Origin of the sequence: Acinetobacter sp. MF4642 (genome assembly GCF_002018925.1) — a bacterium.
GTDB classification, from domain to species: domain Bacteria; phylum Pseudomonadota; class Gammaproteobacteria; order Pseudomonadales; family Moraxellaceae; genus Acinetobacter; species Acinetobacter johnsonii.
Window position 1 is genome coordinate 118,939 of record NZ_MVON01000006.1, and the last position, 16,850, is coordinate 135,788.

A 16,850-nucleotide genomic window follows, 5' to 3' on the forward strand; every position below is an offset into this window, starting at 1 on the left:
ATTTAGACAGTATTTTTGCGAATCATATCATCACGCTAAAAGTTTTTCTCTAAATCAATTGTTTCACCTTGTCGATGGCTATGTTTTTCGATATTATCCTCGGCCATGGTGAAGTGTCCGAGTGGCTGAAGGAGCACGCCTGGAAAGTGTGTAAACGTTTATAGCGTTTCGAGGGTTCGAATCCCTCTTTCACCGCCAAATTAGCTTCCCGCAGCATCCAACGGGGTACTGAAAGGCTTAAACCACATAGGTTTAAGCCTTTTTTATTGTTTTGTTAAATCCTAGCACATCCATTGCAATCCCCCATATCGTGGGGGATAATTGGGGGACAGACTTTTTAAGTTATTTTTCGTCCCCCAATTTGCACGGATACCATTAAAAATGCTTACTGATGCTCAAGTTAGAAAAATAAAGCCACTTGATAAAAAAAAGCGCTATTCTGACGAAAAAGGACTATATCTGGAGGTTACACCTTCAGGTGGAAGGTTCTGGCGTTTAAAATATAGATTTAATGGCCGTGAAAGCACCCTAACCATTGGTAGCTATCCAGAAATCACACTTGCCCAAGCTCGCCGTGCACGAGATGAAGCACGTATTCAGCTTTACAATAATATTGACCCGAATGCTAAAAAAAATGAACGATTACAACAATTAGATGAAAGTACTCTCTTCAAATCCCTAGCTATGGAATGGATGGAGGATCGAAAGCCCGTTATTAAAGAAGGTACATATTTACGCGACTTGTCTGTATTTGAAAAAGATCTTTTTCCAGCATTAGGAGATATGCCTATTGATCAGATTAAAGGTAAAGATGTCCTTGCTTGTGCTAAACAAATTGAAGCGCGTGGTGCTCAAGAGATGGCTAAAAGATCCATACCTTTAGCTGGACGTATTTTTCGTTTTGCAATTGGTAAAGGTCTGATCGAGAACGACCCTACTCCTCACCTTCAGAAAGTTCTCAAACCTCGTAAAGTGAAGCATATGGCTCGCTTAGATATTTCTGAATTTCCCCCTTTCTTAGAACGCATGGATCATTATCACGGCAACATATTAGTCAAAACAGCATTACAGTTCATGACCTTAACATTTGTGAGAACTGCTGAACTCATAAACATGGAATGGGATGAAATTGATTTTGAAAGTAAGTTGTGGCGCATCCCAGCTTATAAAATGAAAATGGCTCTACCCCATATTGTTCCTTTATCGCAGCAAGCTATTAAACTTATAGAAGACCTAAAGCCCCTTACAGGCAATAAACAATTTGTTTTTTATAATCATAGTACTGCAAAGCCTCTAAGTAACAATGCTCTTTTAAGTGCAATTCGCACGATGGGCTATACAGGTAAAATGACTGGACATGGCTTTCGTGGGCTTGCTTCTACAACCTTACATGAGCAAGGCTATATGCATGATGCAATTGAAATACAATTAGCACACACTGTAGGTAACGCTGTATCTCAAGCCTATAACCATGCGCAGCATTTAGAATATCGAACAAAGATGATGCAGGAATGGGCTGATTTTATTGATAGTTTGAGGGAGAGGATTATCCCGTTTCCTAAACATAAACATGCTTAATTGAAATTTTTTTCAAAAATAATTCCTTTTTCGCGACTAGATTACCCACATGCCAAGCCAATTAGCTTGGCTGAGTATGACTGCTCAGACTTAACGATGTTTCTGTGATGAAGCTCACGCTCCAGAACCGCCTCGATCTTATGCAAATCCAGCAACGTTTCTCTATTGTTGCTGCTTGCTTTAAAAATAGCATCTATTTGCTTTTCTAAATGAGGCAAGCGATTACCATCACCATCAACAGCCAGCTTCATGATTGAGTGGACATTATGCCCTTTATCATTGGCAGCCCGTACTTCCCAAATAGAAACTGATTCACCATGATTTAGCTCACTTGAGTAAAAGCTCAAGTACTCAGGATCAAAATTCCGGTATTTTTCGAGCTGTTCTGAAATAACTGGATGATCCAAACCAATAAGATGCAGCTTTTCTGACTTAGTCGCCTCTTCACGATCCGTGGTAAACAGAATCTGATCAAGACCATCTTTCACCAAGGCAAATCGTTTTTGTCCTCGAACCTCAATGGTCTCCCCTTCGTATGGGAATGCTTTCTGCATAAATTGGATCAGGTCATCTATAGAATCTTTATTATCGGATAATGGTGCGTAGTCAGCCAAACTAAAGCTTTCCAAATCCTGAAACAGCTCAAATACCGCATCTTTTGCATGTTTTGCATTATCCATGGCGGCCTCAAGTTCCAGACGAGTACGCTTCAGTTCAGGATCTTGAAGTGCCTGCGAGTAAAGCTGCTGATAGTTCACCTGCTCTGATAGCTGACCGAGAATCTGAGATCGAAGGTCTTCTTCTATCTGACCTTTCTCATCCACTTTACCAAGTGCTTTGGCAATTTCTTCTAGTTTTTCATCTAAAAGTAGGAAGATGCGACCTTCAATAGTGTCACCCAGTACCAGATTATAAACCTGGGCGGTGTCTCTCTGACCATAACGGTGAATACGCCCGATCCGCTGTTCCATATCCATTGGATTCCATGGCAAATCGAAGTTAAATAACACTCTGGCATGTTGTAGGTTAATACCTTCCCTGCCTGCTGCGGTACAAATCATGATCCTTGGGCCATTCGCTTGTTTAAAGCGTCTTTCAGCAGCAAGCTTACTGCCATGATCACCACCTTTTAAAACAACTACACCTTGCCCTGGATAAGCCCTTTCAATCTGCTCGCCCAGCATTTCAACAGTGCCCAGATATGTGGCGAAAATTACGATACGCTCTTCCGGATTTTGCTGCCAAAGTACACCTAAAGCACCAATAAGCTTATCTACTTTAGTTTCTCGTGTGGCAGGGAATAAGCTTAGTAACTCTTTAATGCGGGATCGTTCTTCTGGCAGCGCGTATGCAACAGCTTCCATCGCAGCATTTTCAGCGGCAGCGGTCTCAAGCTCGTCAGCAAAGGTATCGGATGCTGTGGCTAACTGCTCTTCATTAATTTTTTTGATGAGACGACGCTTGATGTCATTCAGAATTCGGTCAATCTCAAGTTCTGAAAGCCGATCATGGCCTAAATCAAACTCAATGCGGATTTGCTCTTTGGCCTCATTAAATGCAAAATCTCTAGCGTCGATATCTAGATTTTCATCATGCATTAAGCCTTCATGTACAGTTAATGCTAAAAGTCTTCGTCTGAGAGTCCGATGCACTGCTGCAAAACTAGATGCGGCAATTTTCTGGAAAATCGTCATTACAAAACCTAGTGCCGTACCTTTGCCACCTTGCTTCTTCGCCAACGCAAAGCCATCACGCAAGTATTCATTCAAAGCATTATAAAAGTCACGCTCTTTGTCCGACATAGAAAAAGCTTCTGTATGCACCCAACGCCGAGCAAATAAAGTAGAGCCATCCGCTTTACAGGCATCGGCCTTAGTACGTCGAAAAATGATTGGATTCAGGCGATGACGCTCTTCTACCATCTCAGTTTCACTGGAAAACAGGGTAGGATCAAGTAGGTCGATCAGTTTCCAAAACCGAAAGTGGTCACCTTGGTGTGGTGTAGCAGAGAGTAAAATCATGTCTCTACTGTGGTCACGCAACGCCTCAGCAAGCTTATAATTCTGAGTCTTTCGCGTTTTACCGCCTTGCTTATAGGCTGTACAGTGATGGGCCTCGTCAAAGACGATTAAATCCCATCGAGGTGCTTCGAGTATCTTTTTGATTCTGGCAGGGCGTTTTAAAGTATCAATACTGGCGATCAATAAGTTGTGTTTAGCAAATGCATTGCTATGTCGGTCACTAACATCACCTTCACGACCAAATACTTCAAAATTCAGGTTAAATACTTCATTTAATTCACGGTGCCAATTGTTTACTAGACCAGCAGGTACCACCATTAGTGCCCTGTTCAATTCTCCACGGCTGGCCAATTCTCTCAATACCAAAGCAGTTTCAATGGTTTTACCCAATCCCACTTCGTCTGCGATCAGAAAACGCCGTGGACTCGCACAAGCAATACGATGAGTTAATACCACCTGGTGAGGCAGCAAATCAATCTTGGCGGAGGTCAGTGAGCTTGCAGAATCCTGAAGTGGTAATTCGTGCGCTTTCCAAGAAAGCCACGCCTTTGTGACACTGTCAAGGCAACTACCAATATTTGCCACCACCCGCTCATTATGGCTAAGTGCAGCCACCAAAGTGCTGACAGGTACTTGCCGTTCACCTTGAGGAAAGAACACACGAGCGTAACCGCCAGCAGAGGAGATAACAACACCTTGACCGAATTCATAATGGCTGACGCGTTCACCAGGTTGAAAATTCATGTTTACTCCTGTTAGCTAATCCGCTCAAGGTATAAACCCAGCCATTCGCTACTCCTGCCACTAGAAGCAGATTCAATTCGACGTACATCCTTCTGTGCACCATTCCAGATACATTGCCCTAGTGGGAATACCTGAGCATCATATTTACCGGCTAGATACCAGTGGTAGGTACTGGTTGTAACATCTTCCTTCCAACGACCTTGATCAGGCATCCAGAAAATCAATGCAGCATCGGCATGGTTCTGGAAGTCATAAATCATTTCATAAATCTCAGATTCCAACCATTCAAGTGCATCTTCCGGCGATAAAGCATCCACAGCCACATCCAGCCCTGCAACATACAAGCCATCATCATTCAGCAGGGGCATATCATCTGGCCAACCTGCTTCATAAAAGCCAATAAATTGGCGCAAGCTTATAACCTGGCTGGCTGCATTCAGCTCAGCCAGAGTTTTGCCGCACCACAGCACAGAGATCCCACGTCGTTTCCATTTTTCGTCGGTCAGCACACCACTCATACTTCACCTTCCATATCAAACAAGGATATCTGCTGCTGTACTACAGACTGATGCTCCGCCTCCCAGCGGGTATAAAGTTGACGTGCTGTTATTGTAGCCGTACGCATAGTACCGTCTGCACCATTATGTACAAGCCAATCCAACAAATGTCCTAATGCTGGGTGAGGCTTAAAGTTTTCATTTAGAATTTTCTTCGTGTTAATGCCACTTTCTGGATAGCAGGCACCAACCAACAACATAGCTTGATCAAAATCTCGGCTTAAATTTCGTTTATTGATCATACGCTCTTGAGCAAATTCAAGAGGAGAACGCCAGTGAAAAGCTTTCGGGCGGGTTGTTTCAGTCGCCCATCCAAAAGCGACAAACGTTGATGGTGCTATACCACTACCTCGAAGAAATTTTTGCATCTGATCCCGTTCCACTGATGCTTGACGAGAAAAGATACGTAAAAATTGCCGGGTATTTGGTTCACATACAACGGGTGTACCACCCGATTCTGATTCCGATTGATCATCAAGAATTTGGTTAATACCTACTAAGGCCTCATTAACAGTAAACTCGCGTCCTTCTTCAACATAGACTTGACCATAGTGTCGCGAAAAATATTCAAGTGCTTTACCTCGCTTAATTACTTGAATATCTGCTATTGGCAATCCACCAGTTTGATGATGTTCTAATAAATCTTGAAGTTGTTTTACATCTGCTAAGATTTTTCGACGCAACCGCGCCCAACTTATTTTACTAGGAGCTTCTGTACGCTTACGGCATACATGGATAATGTCGTATTCAATCGTCTTGGAACCAAACTCACCTTTACCCTTAGTTTCATCGCTGCGGATCGGATAAGTTGCTTCAAGATAATATCCTGCATCGAACAAGCTTTCTAACACATCCACCCAAGGCTCATCCTCGCTGTGATGGAAGGTAAAGGCTAAGATACCACCTGGTTTAAGCAAACGATTTGCTTCACGCCAACATTCGGTTAGCAGGCGTTTGTAAAAGGCATCAGGATCATCAGGATGACGTGCCTTGTTCGACACTGCCTCCAGTGTTTTTGGGGTATATTCTCCAGCATAGATCTCCGGATACTTATCCTTCAATAACAGACGCAGCCACACATAGAAGAAATCCGCCAACTCCGCATAGTGCAGAAGGCCACCAAATGGTGGATCGGTAATGACGAGATCATAAGACTGATCGGCATACTGTTTTAATTCCGTCGATGAGCCGCAGGTCACTAAGGTACCCGGCAACACAGGATCGTTTGGCATGGCCTTTGAGCTTTTACCGCTCACCAATTTACCAATGTCGGCGGACATATTAGTTAACATCTCGTTAGAGACGATTTCCCATGGGGATTTCGCCCACTCAAGGCCTCTTAATGTATTGTCTCGACAAGAGCTCCAGTTTCCTCTTCCCAGAACTGGAAAAACGCAATTTTCAACAACATTCATTTTGGGATGATAGTTGCTGTTACTCATCATCGGTGCCATGCAATCCCTGCTTATATCCCAAAAGCAAAACATATTTTGATTTCGAAGATATTGCTGAAAAGCACCCAAAACTATTTCTTTTGATGTATCTGAATAACCATATGCCTGATCAATTTCCTTCAGAATAATTGAAAGAATAAGCAATTGGCGATGATTGAACATATCAGCCCATTTTACATATCCATAATTCTTCTGAAGATCACCATTCGCCATATGAGTCATAAATCCAAATGGCAATTCACTTTTTGGGAAATATTCTTTTAAATCATTTTCCGAACGGTTTTCCCACTCATTCATAGCAGCATTATATGCGGCGACATCATAAGCAGTTACTGGCTTGAAATAACGTCCATTATAAGAAGCTCCACTTTCACCTCGGAGCGGAGAATGACACTGAAGCGCATAAAACATAGCAGGACTAGATTCACCCGTTTCGCGAATAGCCTCCATGACATTTTGTTGCTTACCGCAGGTATCCTCTTGGCAAGTAAACGTAGATCGCTTAGGAATCGTCCCCGCCGTTGTAGATATTAACTGCCCCGTGTAGGGGCATTGAATTTCGCCCGGAAGCTTACCTCTTACCTCGTAAAGTTTTAGCTGTTTCTGACTGGTCTTATTCCACCGGGATGTAGATTCAGAATCACTATTGACCGAACCACCAAAATCACCGAATTCGTCGCTACCACTTAATCCCTTAAGCCAATCAGGATGTACTAACAGAGTGAAATCAACCTTTTTGTTTTTACTCATCTTCTTGAGTAGGCGCGAGGATTCGCCTTTTAGCGCCGCAGCTTCATCACGAATCTGGTGCTGGCAATGAGGGCATTGGTAGTTTCCAGCGTTATCCATAATGGCGTATGGGGCTTCAGACTCGCTCACAACCAGCGGAACATCGGGAGCCATGCGAGCTTCTTGTCGCTCAAGATCAAAACTCGATCCGCAGTGCTGGCATTCGACATCTTGCCAGGCTTTAACTGAGAGAGATTTGACTGCCACAACTGGGGAGGTCATCAATGGCGTGCGGTGACCGCATCCGGGAGCAGCACAGGGACCATGTTTAGCCCAGAAGGTATAAATGACTTCCGGGCCTTCGTAATCGAAGTCTTTGCGTTCTTCGGGTGTCAGAGCCAGCGGATCAAAATCATCGCCCATGACTTTGCCAGTAGAACGCTGTGTCCATTTGCCTTTTTCGCCATCAGGGCCTTCGCAAGCATAAAATGGCATGATTTGCGGCTTGACTTCTCGCTCAATGTGATCAAATAGCTTGTTGACCTCATCTAGATCTACATCAGCTAATTCATTCTTCACAACCAACCAAGCTACCGGGTTCAAATCATTACCCGTCATCTGCATACCCAGACGCGCACCTTCCACCAGAGTAGTACCTCCACCCATAAAGATGTCAGCTACTTTGAGTTTCCTAAACGCTTCGTTATTTTGGTGATTAGCATAATAGTTATCCCATACCAATTTTGCAGCTTCAGATGGATCATCTGGTGCTTTGGTTGCTGCAGCAATCAACATAGAGCGGAATACACTTGATCGACGACGTGCCCACCACTTGCTCATTTGATAAATAGGCTTCCCTGCATTCCCTTCAATTTGTGCAATCTGATTGATCGGCAAAATAGGAAAATCAACCTCAAGACAGGTTAATGAGCGATTAGGGTCAGAAAAGTCGACAGACTCTAGATAAGCTTTTTTACCCGCGCCGACAGCTTCAGCTACCAGAACTTCAGTCAGTTGGGCTTTTGTTTTAAATGCCATAAAAATTTTATCCAATGAGCAATATGTGCTCACAATTAGCTGTTTGGTTTCGATAGTTCAATAAAAGGTACGGCCACTTCTAACAGACTCAAGCCACCATGGGCTAAACTTGGGTAACCGCCCTGGCTACGCCATTTCTTCCGACCTAGAACGATATTCCAATTGCCATGTTGTGTCGTCAGCACCTGTGACAGAGGTGGTACCCAATGCTGCTCTGTTTCTGCGTCTTTTACTTCATTATTACGACCTGATTTGAACTGATTTTTCAAATAAGTTTTCTGGTCTTCCGGGTATACATCGGGAAACAATGCAGGATTTGAATATCCATGGTCTGCTGTAATTACTAAGCGACGACCAGTAGCCAGTTTATCTACAAAAGTCCAGAACTCATCACCAGTTAACACCTCGGCGGCTTCTTTCGCCAATACCCGATAACCTGCACCTTGTTCAGCAAGGTGATGCATACGATCATCCGGCCAGTGATGCCAGAAAATAATATTCGGGTCCGCTTTTATCAATGTCGCACAATCAACCCAGGGCAGATCTGTAGATTCGGTAAAAGCATCCACAAAATCTGCACTTTGACCTTGATTGTTCTGCAATTTGGTACGTTGACCAAAGCCTAGTGCTCGTGCAAATGGTGTGGTATCACCTGGCAGTTCTGAGGCTGTTGTACATGCGCTATGAATGGTATATCCACGTTGCTGTGCTCCTTCCAGTATCCAAGGTGCTTCACGAAGTGACAGTGCATCAAGTATCAGGATAGCTTTCGGTGTTGTTTGGCGTTGCCAGAACGCTTTCAGTGCATCCACAGTTCTTGGCGAAGCATTCTCGAAACTCGACCACAAATCCCAAGCACTACCAGCCAATACATCATCTAGAGGTTTAATGGCTCTGTCTCGTTCGGTCGTTTTTGCATCTGCCAGATCTTTTCGGATTGGCTCAGCAAACAAGGACCAAAGGGCAGAAAAGATTTTCGGCCATGCTTCCTGTGCTGGTAGTCTGTGTATATCAGCGATCAGTGACTTATCCATATGCGTTTGCCTATTACTTATTGTTCTTTATCCAAATCCAGAGAGTAGGTAACCCCATCTGGTAGATTCTTCAGTAGATGCTCTAACTGTGCTCCAGTGAGCTGTGAAGTGGATAATTTAACTTCTTTGACCTTACTAAATTTATTAATACCCCACTGCTCAAGCTTGCCGAGTAGACTCAGAGTAGAAGTGTTCTGAGCGCTGTGGTGGGCAACAGAACCAGCTGAACTACCGAAAAGTGAACTAGGGTTTGGGGTATTTGAAGGCATTGGACCACCATTGCCCGGTAGGGGCTCATTACCACCTCCGGTTAAATCTCCCAATTCTTCTGGTACAGGCTGCACTGGAACAGAGCCACCCGAACCGACAGATCCTCCTGGCAAATGTAAGGTAGTTTCTTCTAGATCTTTGCCGCTACCTAGCTTGCCACGCACTCTATACCAAGCGTCTTCTACGCTTTCTGACGGCTTTTTCTCATAAAGGCTACCCTTAGCATTGATAGCGATCTTGCCTTCGGCACAGGCTCGGCCGATGCGCTCTTTAATAGCTGTTTCACCTAGCCATGGAATGCTTTCGGCCCCTTTAGAGGCAGGTTCTTTCAATTGTTCGATAAGGTCTGCCACACTACGGCTGTTTGTAGCAGCATTAAGCAGCATGCTATCAAATTCCTCTGGAATGAACAGCTCATTACGGATTTTCTCATCCAGCTTTTCAAGGATCTGCAGCCCTTCAGCACCGTGTTGCGAGATCTCAAATTCACATTGTGCCGGATCGGCGAAATTCCATACCACTAACACAGCAAAACGATCAAAGCGGGACTGCAACTGTTCACGTAGTTCTTTTTGATATTTGAGGTGTAACTGCACGTATTCACGCTCGGAATTTTTCCAATCGCTTGCTAAATAGACTGCTCTGGCCAATATGAGCAATGACTTATCATAGAAGATGTCAGCAGTACCTACCCGTGGCAGTAGAAAACGTACTGTGTTTCGTGCCTTTGTAACATGAGTTTTCAGCCATTCACCCAACTCTTTGTTATCAAGCGAAGCCTTGGGCATTACAACCACTGGAATACGGTTATCCCAATATTGAGGGCGGTCTTTCTCTTCAACATCAGACCAAGGTGCAGTTTGCCATTGTTTCTTTAATACGATAGTTCGATAAATATTCGACTGGTTACCATCACCTACCAAAGCATAACGAATTTCTTTTGCAAGATGTTCTACATCCTGGTCGTTCTGGAAGAGCTTGTCATTCTTGGCGTGAGCCAATAGCTTAGCCTGCGGATTCACTTCATTCTTGAATACTAGTCGGTTAGCCTGGCGGTGAATGTTAAAGCTATTATCTTCAATAATGGCAAGCTCTGCTGCAAACAAGTTGTCATCTATCGCTTTTCGCTCAGTGATATCCAACTGTAATTCTGATGGCTCAGCGCCGGCATGGTTCTCTAATGACATCGAGCGAAGCCATAACGCTGACAGGATAGCCTCAAGGTGTGGTACCTGAGCAGCAGGCACGCCATTTTTTACAGCCTCAAGGTTACGGAGCGCATTCTCACGCAAATCCCGATGCAACTGGCTTGCAACAGAATCCAGTAACGAAGTAACACCTGATTTTTCGCTAGTTAAGCTGAAATGCGCTGGAGTAAGGATTGCAGTGTCATCACCAGATGCTTTAAATACGTCTACCAAAATACGTAAAAGGTCCCTTGTTTCTTGCGTCTCAGTTGCAATCAAGACTTGATCATCCAGCAACTGGAGAAGACGCGGTGAATAGGGCCAAGCTTCTATAAACTGCCGTCGATGCTTCTCATGCTCAGAGCCCGAAATGTGACTCAGACGTAAAAATTCGTCCACATGGGTTTGAATCAGTACTGCGATATCGGACTCTGGAATATTCATCCTGTTTTCGAAAATTCGATAGAGTAAAAGACGCTGTCTGTCACGCTTGGCTTCCGGTCCTTTGAAGTCAATCCGTACCGGATTAACACGAAACAACTGTTGTGCCGCATCAGAGTTTCCTTCGCGTACCGACACCACAAGTGTTAGAAGCTCAGGGTGCTTTTCTGAAATTTCTGAAAGAATTTGAATGAAGTTAAATGCCCAGGTCTTACGCTTGTGTTGACTGGAATTTGTTAATCCTTCAAACCAAGTCTGAAACTCATCGAGAATTAAAATGAAAGGCTTATTCTCAGCCATTTCAAGCATCAATTCGTAGCCTGGCACCTCAGTACCGTGCACCTCCCATTTAGCTTTGATAATCTCACCATGTGGGTGTTGCTTGAAAAGCACATCCCAAACATGTTTGTAACGTTGAAGGTGAAGGCTTTCGGTAATGACATGCATACCGTACTGTAACTTTAGACTTGCAATAGCTGGGTTATTTAACCGCGCAGCCCAATCATTTAACCAATTTACCGTTGCATCCTGATCCTGGTGCATGTGTGAAAGTGCAGCCATGAGATGCGATTTACCCTGGCCGCGTGCACCAATAATAACGACAGGCTCTGCACGACCTGCCTGTACAGCCTCAATTGTCTTAAGCATGTCAATCGAAGGATAAGTAATTTTCAGGAATTCACTTGCAGACTTATCCAGTGCACCCGTGCCATTCCGATTATGCATTTCGATCATCGTCCCTTTAATACGATGACCAGAAAATTCTTCACGTAATTTTAACCCTAGCATGATTGGTTAACTCTCTTTATTACTTGATATTTGATTGTGTTGCTGCGCTATCCAATTATCTATTTCTTCTTTCTTGAAGCGCCATGAAGCTCCCAATTTGAATGCTGGGATCTTTGCTGATAAGGCCATACGATACACAGTACGCTCGTTGAGCTTGAGGTACGTTGCGACATCCTTAACAGTCATTATTTGCTCAATCATGTTTATCGTCCGTATTAGCAACATGGTTTCAAACTGTCGCAATAGTACAATAATGTACAATATTTTTCAATCAAAAATCTAAAAATCAAACACTTATAAAGAAAGTAAGGATATTTATTCAGGTAAGAAAATAATCACAAAACTAAATACTCTCCCCTGTCCTCAACCTAATAAATTAATAGAAAACAATACGTGCTTGAAGGAGTTATTTAGTATTAATAGCTAAATGTATTCTCAAATTCAAAATAGCGGCTCTGCTAGCGAAAGCAAAAAAAATAAGGGAGCCTTGGCTCCCCTGTTTATCGGCTCGCTAACTTGGCTTCAATCCATTGATTGACTTCCCAAGCTGACCAACCAATACGTGATTCACTTAAACGTATAGGCCGAGGAAATGTAGGATCATAGTATTTTGATTTCTCATTGATCATTTCATAAATCTTAGCTCGACTAATACTCGTAAATTCAATGACTTCTTTAATACTAATAATTTGGTTCATCTGAAAAGTCTGACCTGTGATCGCATTCATGATGTTTCCTCCTATCTCATAATGAAGAGCAATTCGCTCACGAAATACGGCAATCCAGTAAGGATTTACTTAATCCAACTCAATTCACCGCCCTTACGCTCTGCTGCAAACCTTTCTGAATTTCCTGTACATGCGTTACGTCATGACTTTCTTCATGTGGCTGCTGTTTGGATTCATCAATGTAAAACGCCTCCAACACATCCATAGCCTCCTCATTGTTCACTTCAAATCTGGCATTCTCAAAGCCTTTTCGGGCAATGAAATCTAGTGCTTCCTGATAGAATCCGGCGGCTTTGCTCTGCTCATCCATCTGCCGAGCCGAGTGGATTGCATCCTGCAAGTTCACTCCATCACGCAAAGTCAGATCGACGTAATACACTGGGGTGCGATAACTCTGTGTGGTGCTTTTTCCACGTAAGGTCAGTTGCAATGGCAGACAAGACAACAATCCTCCAGATGCGGCATGGTAGTAAGCCAGGCGTGCTGCTAGCGTCCGAATACTGTTAAAGCCTGTGGTTCGGAAGATAAAGCTGCCAAGTTCATCCGACTCATCCAGATTGACATGCAAACGCCCAAACGGTTTACATGCTCCGCCTTGAGCCAAAGGACATAAATCTGGCGATGGACATGGATGCTGCTCTACGCCTTGTGAGGTACTGCGCTGACAGCTCTGGCCGTTACCGACACAGATTGGTCTTCCCGTCTGACGGTCAAACAAGGTGTACTCCGCTCGTAAATTCAGCTCGGGATCGTTAAAAATCATACGCACGGGAATACTGCGCAGTTTCTGGTTGGCTGTCTGCTGGCGTAACTGTTCATCCAGCGGATGTTTCACCCAGCCATCTTTGCTTTGGATCTGACTGGTGATGGTGAACTGGTCATCTTTTTCCGGCAATCTTTTGCCGTTCTTTTCAATGACACGGCCAATACTAATACGTCCTAAGACTGGTGGAGTAATGGCTAAACCTTTAATCATGGGGTATTCCTCTTATAAATCTTTCTATTTGGTACGATGTGGTATGTTTCTTTCAACTTCTGCTTTGCCCATAAAAAATCCCACGCCGTTATCGGGCATGGGATCTGTTGTGATATGTGTGTGATGGCATGGCATTTGAGTTTTATTGGTGGAGAGCTAAAGCAAGTGCTGTATTACTTAGGCTAAGTCTGGGTAATCTCCCCTATCAGCTTAGCTATTGCTGTAGATCTGAAAACGCCGTGTCCCTGCTCTGGTCATGGGAAACTGTTCAAGCAACTCTGGATGCAATTTCAATAAGGCTTTGCTGTCCAGACTGACCGAATCCTTAGACTTCTTCCATGTCACTGAACCTGTTTTAAAAGTGGCACGCTCAGCCTCTTGCATCTGGCCTTGCAATTGGTGTTTCAGTAGGTCAAATTGCTGTTGATACTTTTCAACTTGATTGCGTACTTGGATTAGCTGTTCAAACTGTTGATTGGCTTGCTCATCTTCAGATAAATCTGTGGTACTCAGTGGGACATGTTCTGGATACAGCAGTTGTAAAGCTTTGGCTGCCGATTCACTGGCATCCGCTTCAGGTGGGGTATCGTTTTCCACACACTCCCAGAAGTAACGCTCGGCATTGACGATATGCTGAATCACAGCTTCAGAACGCGTAACTTTAAAAATACGGGTTTCATGTCCACAGAGTAAGACACAGATATGTGCGGCTTTCTTGCCTGTCACCGCCAATTGATGTTGCACCTGACACAAGACATATAAAGGCACACCATCTCGCCACAGCTTGGCCCCATATTCCCCAGCGGTTTTGCATTCCAGAATTTGTACATCGGCATCTCCAACAACTGAGTAATCCAAGTTGGCTAACATAAAATGCTTGTCTGGATCAGTGTGCTGTAATACGGCATTGACCCGACGGACTTTGTAGTTGGTATGCATGCTGTAGTATTCCGCAACGAGTGGCTCTAGCCGCTTTCCCCAGTACAGCGGTGCATGACCTTCACTATCCTCTTCAATGTTTTGTTGAATCCGTCCTGTCTTGATCATCCACAGTTCCAACATCGACATATAAGGGTTTAGACCACAAGCAGCAGCACAATCACTGCTGCCAATGCCCTTACGTCGTATTTCTAGCCATTCGGCTTGAGTCATATTTTTAGTTTCCACGAAACGTTTTGCGGTGAAGAGCTTTGGGCGATTGGTGTGGATATTCAGTGTGGCGTTGTTTGGTTGAATTACGGCTGTGTTCATAGCGATTTCCTGTCATTGTTGAATTTTGGGCATAAAAAAAACCGTGTCCGTAGACACAGCTTTTGAATGAATAAGTTAAGTCATTTGTAAGGTTGAGCGTTTAAGTAATGCGATGAGCCTGCTTAGGCTAAGTAATAGCTCAGTCGCTATTAGGCCAACATCCGTAAAACTTGTTCGAGTCCACGTTGCTTGAGACCTGCCCCTGCCCCAAACCATGCAGAATCCAGACGATGATCTTGACTCATGGCACGACGTTCATGATCGACAAACTCGGTAATGGCACAGAGCAAACCATAAGCGGTGCCTTTGGCTGAAGACAGTTCTGCACCCCGTCCCTGACCATTGAACATATCCATGACTTTGCTCATGGCTCGTCCATTCGGTTCGGTTTTGTTGCTGGCTTGATTTTGACTGGCCACATTACGGTAAAACTGGATAATATTTTCTTCCTGATCTTGTACCGACATGCTGGTATTGTTAAATACGGCATCAAAGAATGCTGCGGCTTCACCTTGGGTGACTTTACGTTGGCTGAGCTGTTTCATTTCATACATATGTTCATCCCAGGCACGTACTGAGATACCCAGTTGCTGTTTGACTTTTTCAGCATCAAACTTGGTACTGTGCGGAACTTTGACCAGACCTGCACTGCTGTTCTGTCCTTTCAGTGCAATCGCTAAGGTGTTATTACACACCACACGGATCGAAGTGAATTGTGCCGTGGTAGCGAGTGTTCCATCGCAGGCGGTGGCAAGAAGAATGTAGCCATTGCTGACATCCTTGCCTTTCAATGCGGTAGTTTGTCCGGTACGTGCCAATGCCCAGAACTTCTTCCCTCCCTTCAATACACCTGCGGTTTCCAGCTCAAAGCCGGATTGTTCGGTAAGATCCCGATAAAATTCCAGAATCTCTTTCGGCTGGACTTCCTGATAACGTTGGCTGACCACGGATAAAGGTGCATGGGTATCAGAACGATACAGTACCCGTTGTTCTTCATAAGGCAGAATGATGCTTTGCCCACGTTCATTTTGTGCCATGTAACTGACATCAGAGGATTCAATACGCCAGTCCATACCAGCCTGTTGTGCCCATACTTCAATTGGCTGGTTTTGCATGAGTTGGTTGCCTAGACCATGCCAAGGGGTATCGCCGACATAGGCCATTTGTTCAAGTTGATGTGCCATGGTTAATTTCCTATAAGAATTTTAATGTATTGGGGTAATGGGTGTTGCAGTAGATTAATTGCGCATGTTCGGGCTAAAGCTACGATCACAGTCGTTGCAGTAACATTCACTTCGATAAACAATGTGTGGCCTAGGTTGTGATTGCGGTTCATCATCCACCAGTAACATCCACAAGCCGCCGATCACTATACCTGCCAGTGCTCCGGCAATCGGTGGAATATTCAGGCTCTTCGATAAACTGACACCTAAAGCAGCCAAAGCTGCCGGAGACATCATGGATACCGTTGGTGAGCTAGATGTTTGGGTACTGGGTAAATGTCGTGGTGATTCAATTACACTGATGTCATTGGATTGACAGTAAGGGCATCGCAGTAGAGACATAGACTGCTCCTTTAAATAAAAAAGCCTGTTGGGGAACAGGCTAAACGTACATTCAGGCTATGCATGCAGCTAATGAGATCATGTGCATGCTTCTCACTCTGGTAATATGTATTTGTTTTTATTTGGTTTTATGTATAATTGAAATATTATTTCAACGAAAAAACTTGATATGGCAAATTTATCTATTGCAATCAATCATTATCTCCAAGCCCTACCTCAGTCTCCACAAGAGATAACTTATTTTCTAAACCTTTTTGCACCTGCTGTACAATTACAATTCATCAGTGCAATTTATCATGGTCGCGATCATTTACATTCTTTCCACTTAAGAACCGATCAACCAATAACGACAGAAAATGCATCACATATTTCATTAAATGAATATTTTGCAATCATTCTTGAAAAAGGCACAAACATTGAGTCCTACTTGAAGAAATTTGCTGAATGTGCTCATAATTCAGGCTTTGATATCAATTTACTATAAAAGA

General features: G+C 43.9%; 13 protein-coding genes and 1 tRNA gene. 3 read left to right on the forward strand and 11 right to left on the reverse strand.

The genetic code is table 11. The features are described 5' to 3' along the window. Positions 1-107 precede the first annotated feature (107 nt). Both MF4642_RS05400 and MF4642_RS05405 read left to right on the forward strand, forming a co-directional pair. Positions 108-198 (forward strand) — tRNA-Ser (locus tag MF4642_RS05400). Between the two features lie 183 nt (positions 199-381). Beyond that, the gene (locus tag MF4642_RS05405) at positions 382-1,578 is read left to right on the forward strand and encodes a tyrosine-type recombinase/integrase (protein ID WP_078425573.1); all 1,197 of its coding nucleotides are present in this window, start codon (positions 382-384) and stop codon (positions 1,576-1,578) included. Between the two features lie 41 nt (positions 1,579-1,619). On the opposite strand, the gene MF4642_RS05410 is transcribed toward MF4642_RS05405, so the two are convergent. The 11 genes from MF4642_RS05410 to MF4642_RS05460 form a co-directional block, all read right to left on the reverse strand. Then, complete coding sequence (locus MF4642_RS05410; protein WP_078425545.1) at positions 1,620-4,343, reverse strand: DEAD/DEAH box helicase; 2,724 nt, start codon at positions 4,341-4,343, stop codon at positions 1,620-1,622. 11 nt (positions 4,344-4,354) lie between these two features. Further along, complete coding sequence (locus MF4642_RS05415; RefSeq protein WP_202971247.1) at positions 4,355-4,756, reverse strand: hypothetical protein; 402 nt, start codon at positions 4,754-4,756, stop codon at positions 4,355-4,357. A gap of 101 nt (positions 4,757-4,857) precedes the next feature. Next, positions 4,858-8,121, reverse strand: coding sequence for a DUF1156 domain-containing protein (locus tag MF4642_RS05420; protein WP_078425547.1), 3,264 nt, complete (start codon positions 8,119-8,121; stop codon positions 4,858-4,860). 35 nt (positions 8,122-8,156) lie between these two features. Continuing rightward, positions 8,157-9,155 (reverse strand): alkaline phosphatase, encoded by a 999-nt coding sequence (locus MF4642_RS05425; protein WP_078425548.1) that lies wholly within the window; start codon positions 9,153-9,155, stop codon positions 8,157-8,159. A 17-nt stretch (positions 9,156-9,172) separates the two neighbouring features. Continuing rightward, positions 9,173-11,842: a DUF499 domain-containing protein gene (locus MF4642_RS05430; RefSeq protein ID WP_078425549.1), complete on the reverse strand. Its 2,670-nt coding sequence runs from the start codon at positions 11,840-11,842 to the stop codon at positions 9,173-9,175. 6 nt (positions 11,843-11,848) lie between these two features. Continuing rightward, positions 11,849-12,043 (reverse strand): methylation-associated defense system helix-turn-helix domain-containing protein MAD1, encoded by a 195-nt coding sequence (gene mads1, locus MF4642_RS05435; protein ID WP_078425550.1) that lies wholly within the window; start codon positions 12,041-12,043, stop codon positions 11,849-11,851. 299 nt (positions 12,044-12,342) lie between these two features. Continuing rightward, a complete protein-coding gene (locus MF4642_RS05440; protein ID WP_078425551.1) occupies positions 12,343-12,570 on the reverse strand; it encodes a helix-turn-helix transcriptional regulator in 228 nt (75 codons plus the stop codon). Positions 12,571-12,649: 79 nt separating this feature from the next. Further along, on the reverse strand, positions 12,650-13,546 hold the full coding sequence (locus tag MF4642_RS05445) for a hydrolase or metal-binding protein (RefSeq protein WP_078425552.1): 897 nt from the start codon (positions 13,544-13,546) through the stop codon (positions 12,650-12,652). Positions 13,547-13,756: 210 nt separating this feature from the next. Next, a complete protein-coding gene (locus MF4642_RS05450) occupies positions 13,757-14,797 on the reverse strand; it encodes a YqaJ viral recombinase family protein (protein WP_078425553.1) in 1,041 nt (346 codons plus the stop codon). A gap of 149 nt (positions 14,798-14,946) precedes the next feature. Next, entirely contained in the window at positions 14,947-15,981 is a 1,035-nt protein-coding gene (locus MF4642_RS05455; RefSeq protein ID WP_078425554.1) for a DUF932 domain-containing protein, read from the reverse strand. 54 nt (positions 15,982-16,035) lie between these two features. Next, on the reverse strand, positions 16,036-16,362 hold the full coding sequence (locus MF4642_RS05460) for a hypothetical protein (RefSeq protein ID WP_078425555.1): 327 nt from the start codon (positions 16,360-16,362) through the stop codon (positions 16,036-16,038). 169 nt (positions 16,363-16,531) lie between these two features. On the opposite strand from MF4642_RS05460, the gene MF4642_RS05465 reads away from it, so the two are divergent. Next, positions 16,532-16,846: a hypothetical protein gene (locus MF4642_RS05465; RefSeq protein ID WP_078425556.1), complete on the forward strand. Its 315-nt coding sequence runs from the start codon at positions 16,532-16,534 to the stop codon at positions 16,844-16,846. Positions 16,847-16,850 lie beyond the last annotated feature (4 nt).

What these genes read in the sequence shown, in the direction of transcription:
- MF4642_RS05405 (WP_078425573.1), top strand. Translation starts at nt 382, where the DNA reads ATGCTTACTGATGCTCAAGTTAGAAAAATAAAGCCACTTGATAAAAAA.
- MF4642_RS05410 (WP_078425545.1), bottom strand. Translation starts at nt 4,343, where the DNA reads ATGAATTTTCAACCTGGTGAACGCGTCAGCCATTATGAATTCGGTCAA.
- MF4642_RS05420 (WP_078425547.1), bottom strand. Translation starts at nt 8,121, where the DNA reads ATGGCATTTAAAACAAAAGCCCAACTGACTGAAGTTCTGGTAGCTGAA.
- MF4642_RS05425 (WP_078425548.1), bottom strand. Translation starts at nt 9,155, where the DNA reads ATGGATAAGTCACTGATCGCTGATATACACAGACTACCAGCACAGGAA.
- MF4642_RS05430 (WP_078425549.1), bottom strand. Translation starts at nt 11,842, where the DNA reads ATGCTAGGGTTAAAATTACGTGAAGAATTTTCTGGTCATCGTATTAAA.
- mads1 (WP_078425550.1), bottom strand. Translation starts at nt 12,043, where the DNA reads ATGATTGAGCAAATAATGACTGTTAAGGATGTCGCAACGTACCTCAAG.
- MF4642_RS05440 (WP_078425551.1), bottom strand. Translation starts at nt 12,570, where the DNA reads ATGAATGCGATCACAGGTCAGACTTTTCAGATGAACCAAATTATTAGT.
- MF4642_RS05445 (WP_078425552.1), bottom strand. Translation starts at nt 13,546, where the DNA reads ATGATTAAAGGTTTAGCCATTACTCCACCAGTCTTAGGACGTATTAGT.
- MF4642_RS05450 (WP_078425553.1), bottom strand. Translation starts at nt 14,797, where the DNA reads ATGAACACAGCCGTAATTCAACCAAACAACGCCACACTGAATATCCAC.
- MF4642_RS05455 (WP_078425554.1), bottom strand. Translation starts at nt 15,981, where the DNA reads ATGGCACATCAACTTGAACAAATGGCCTATGTCGGCGATACCCCTTGG.
- MF4642_RS05460 (WP_078425555.1), bottom strand. Translation starts at nt 16,362, where the DNA reads ATGTCTCTACTGCGATGCCCTTACTGTCAATCCAATGACATCAGTGTA.
- MF4642_RS05465 (WP_078425556.1), top strand. Translation starts at nt 16,532, where the DNA reads ATGGCAAATTTATCTATTGCAATCAATCATTATCTCCAAGCCCTACCT.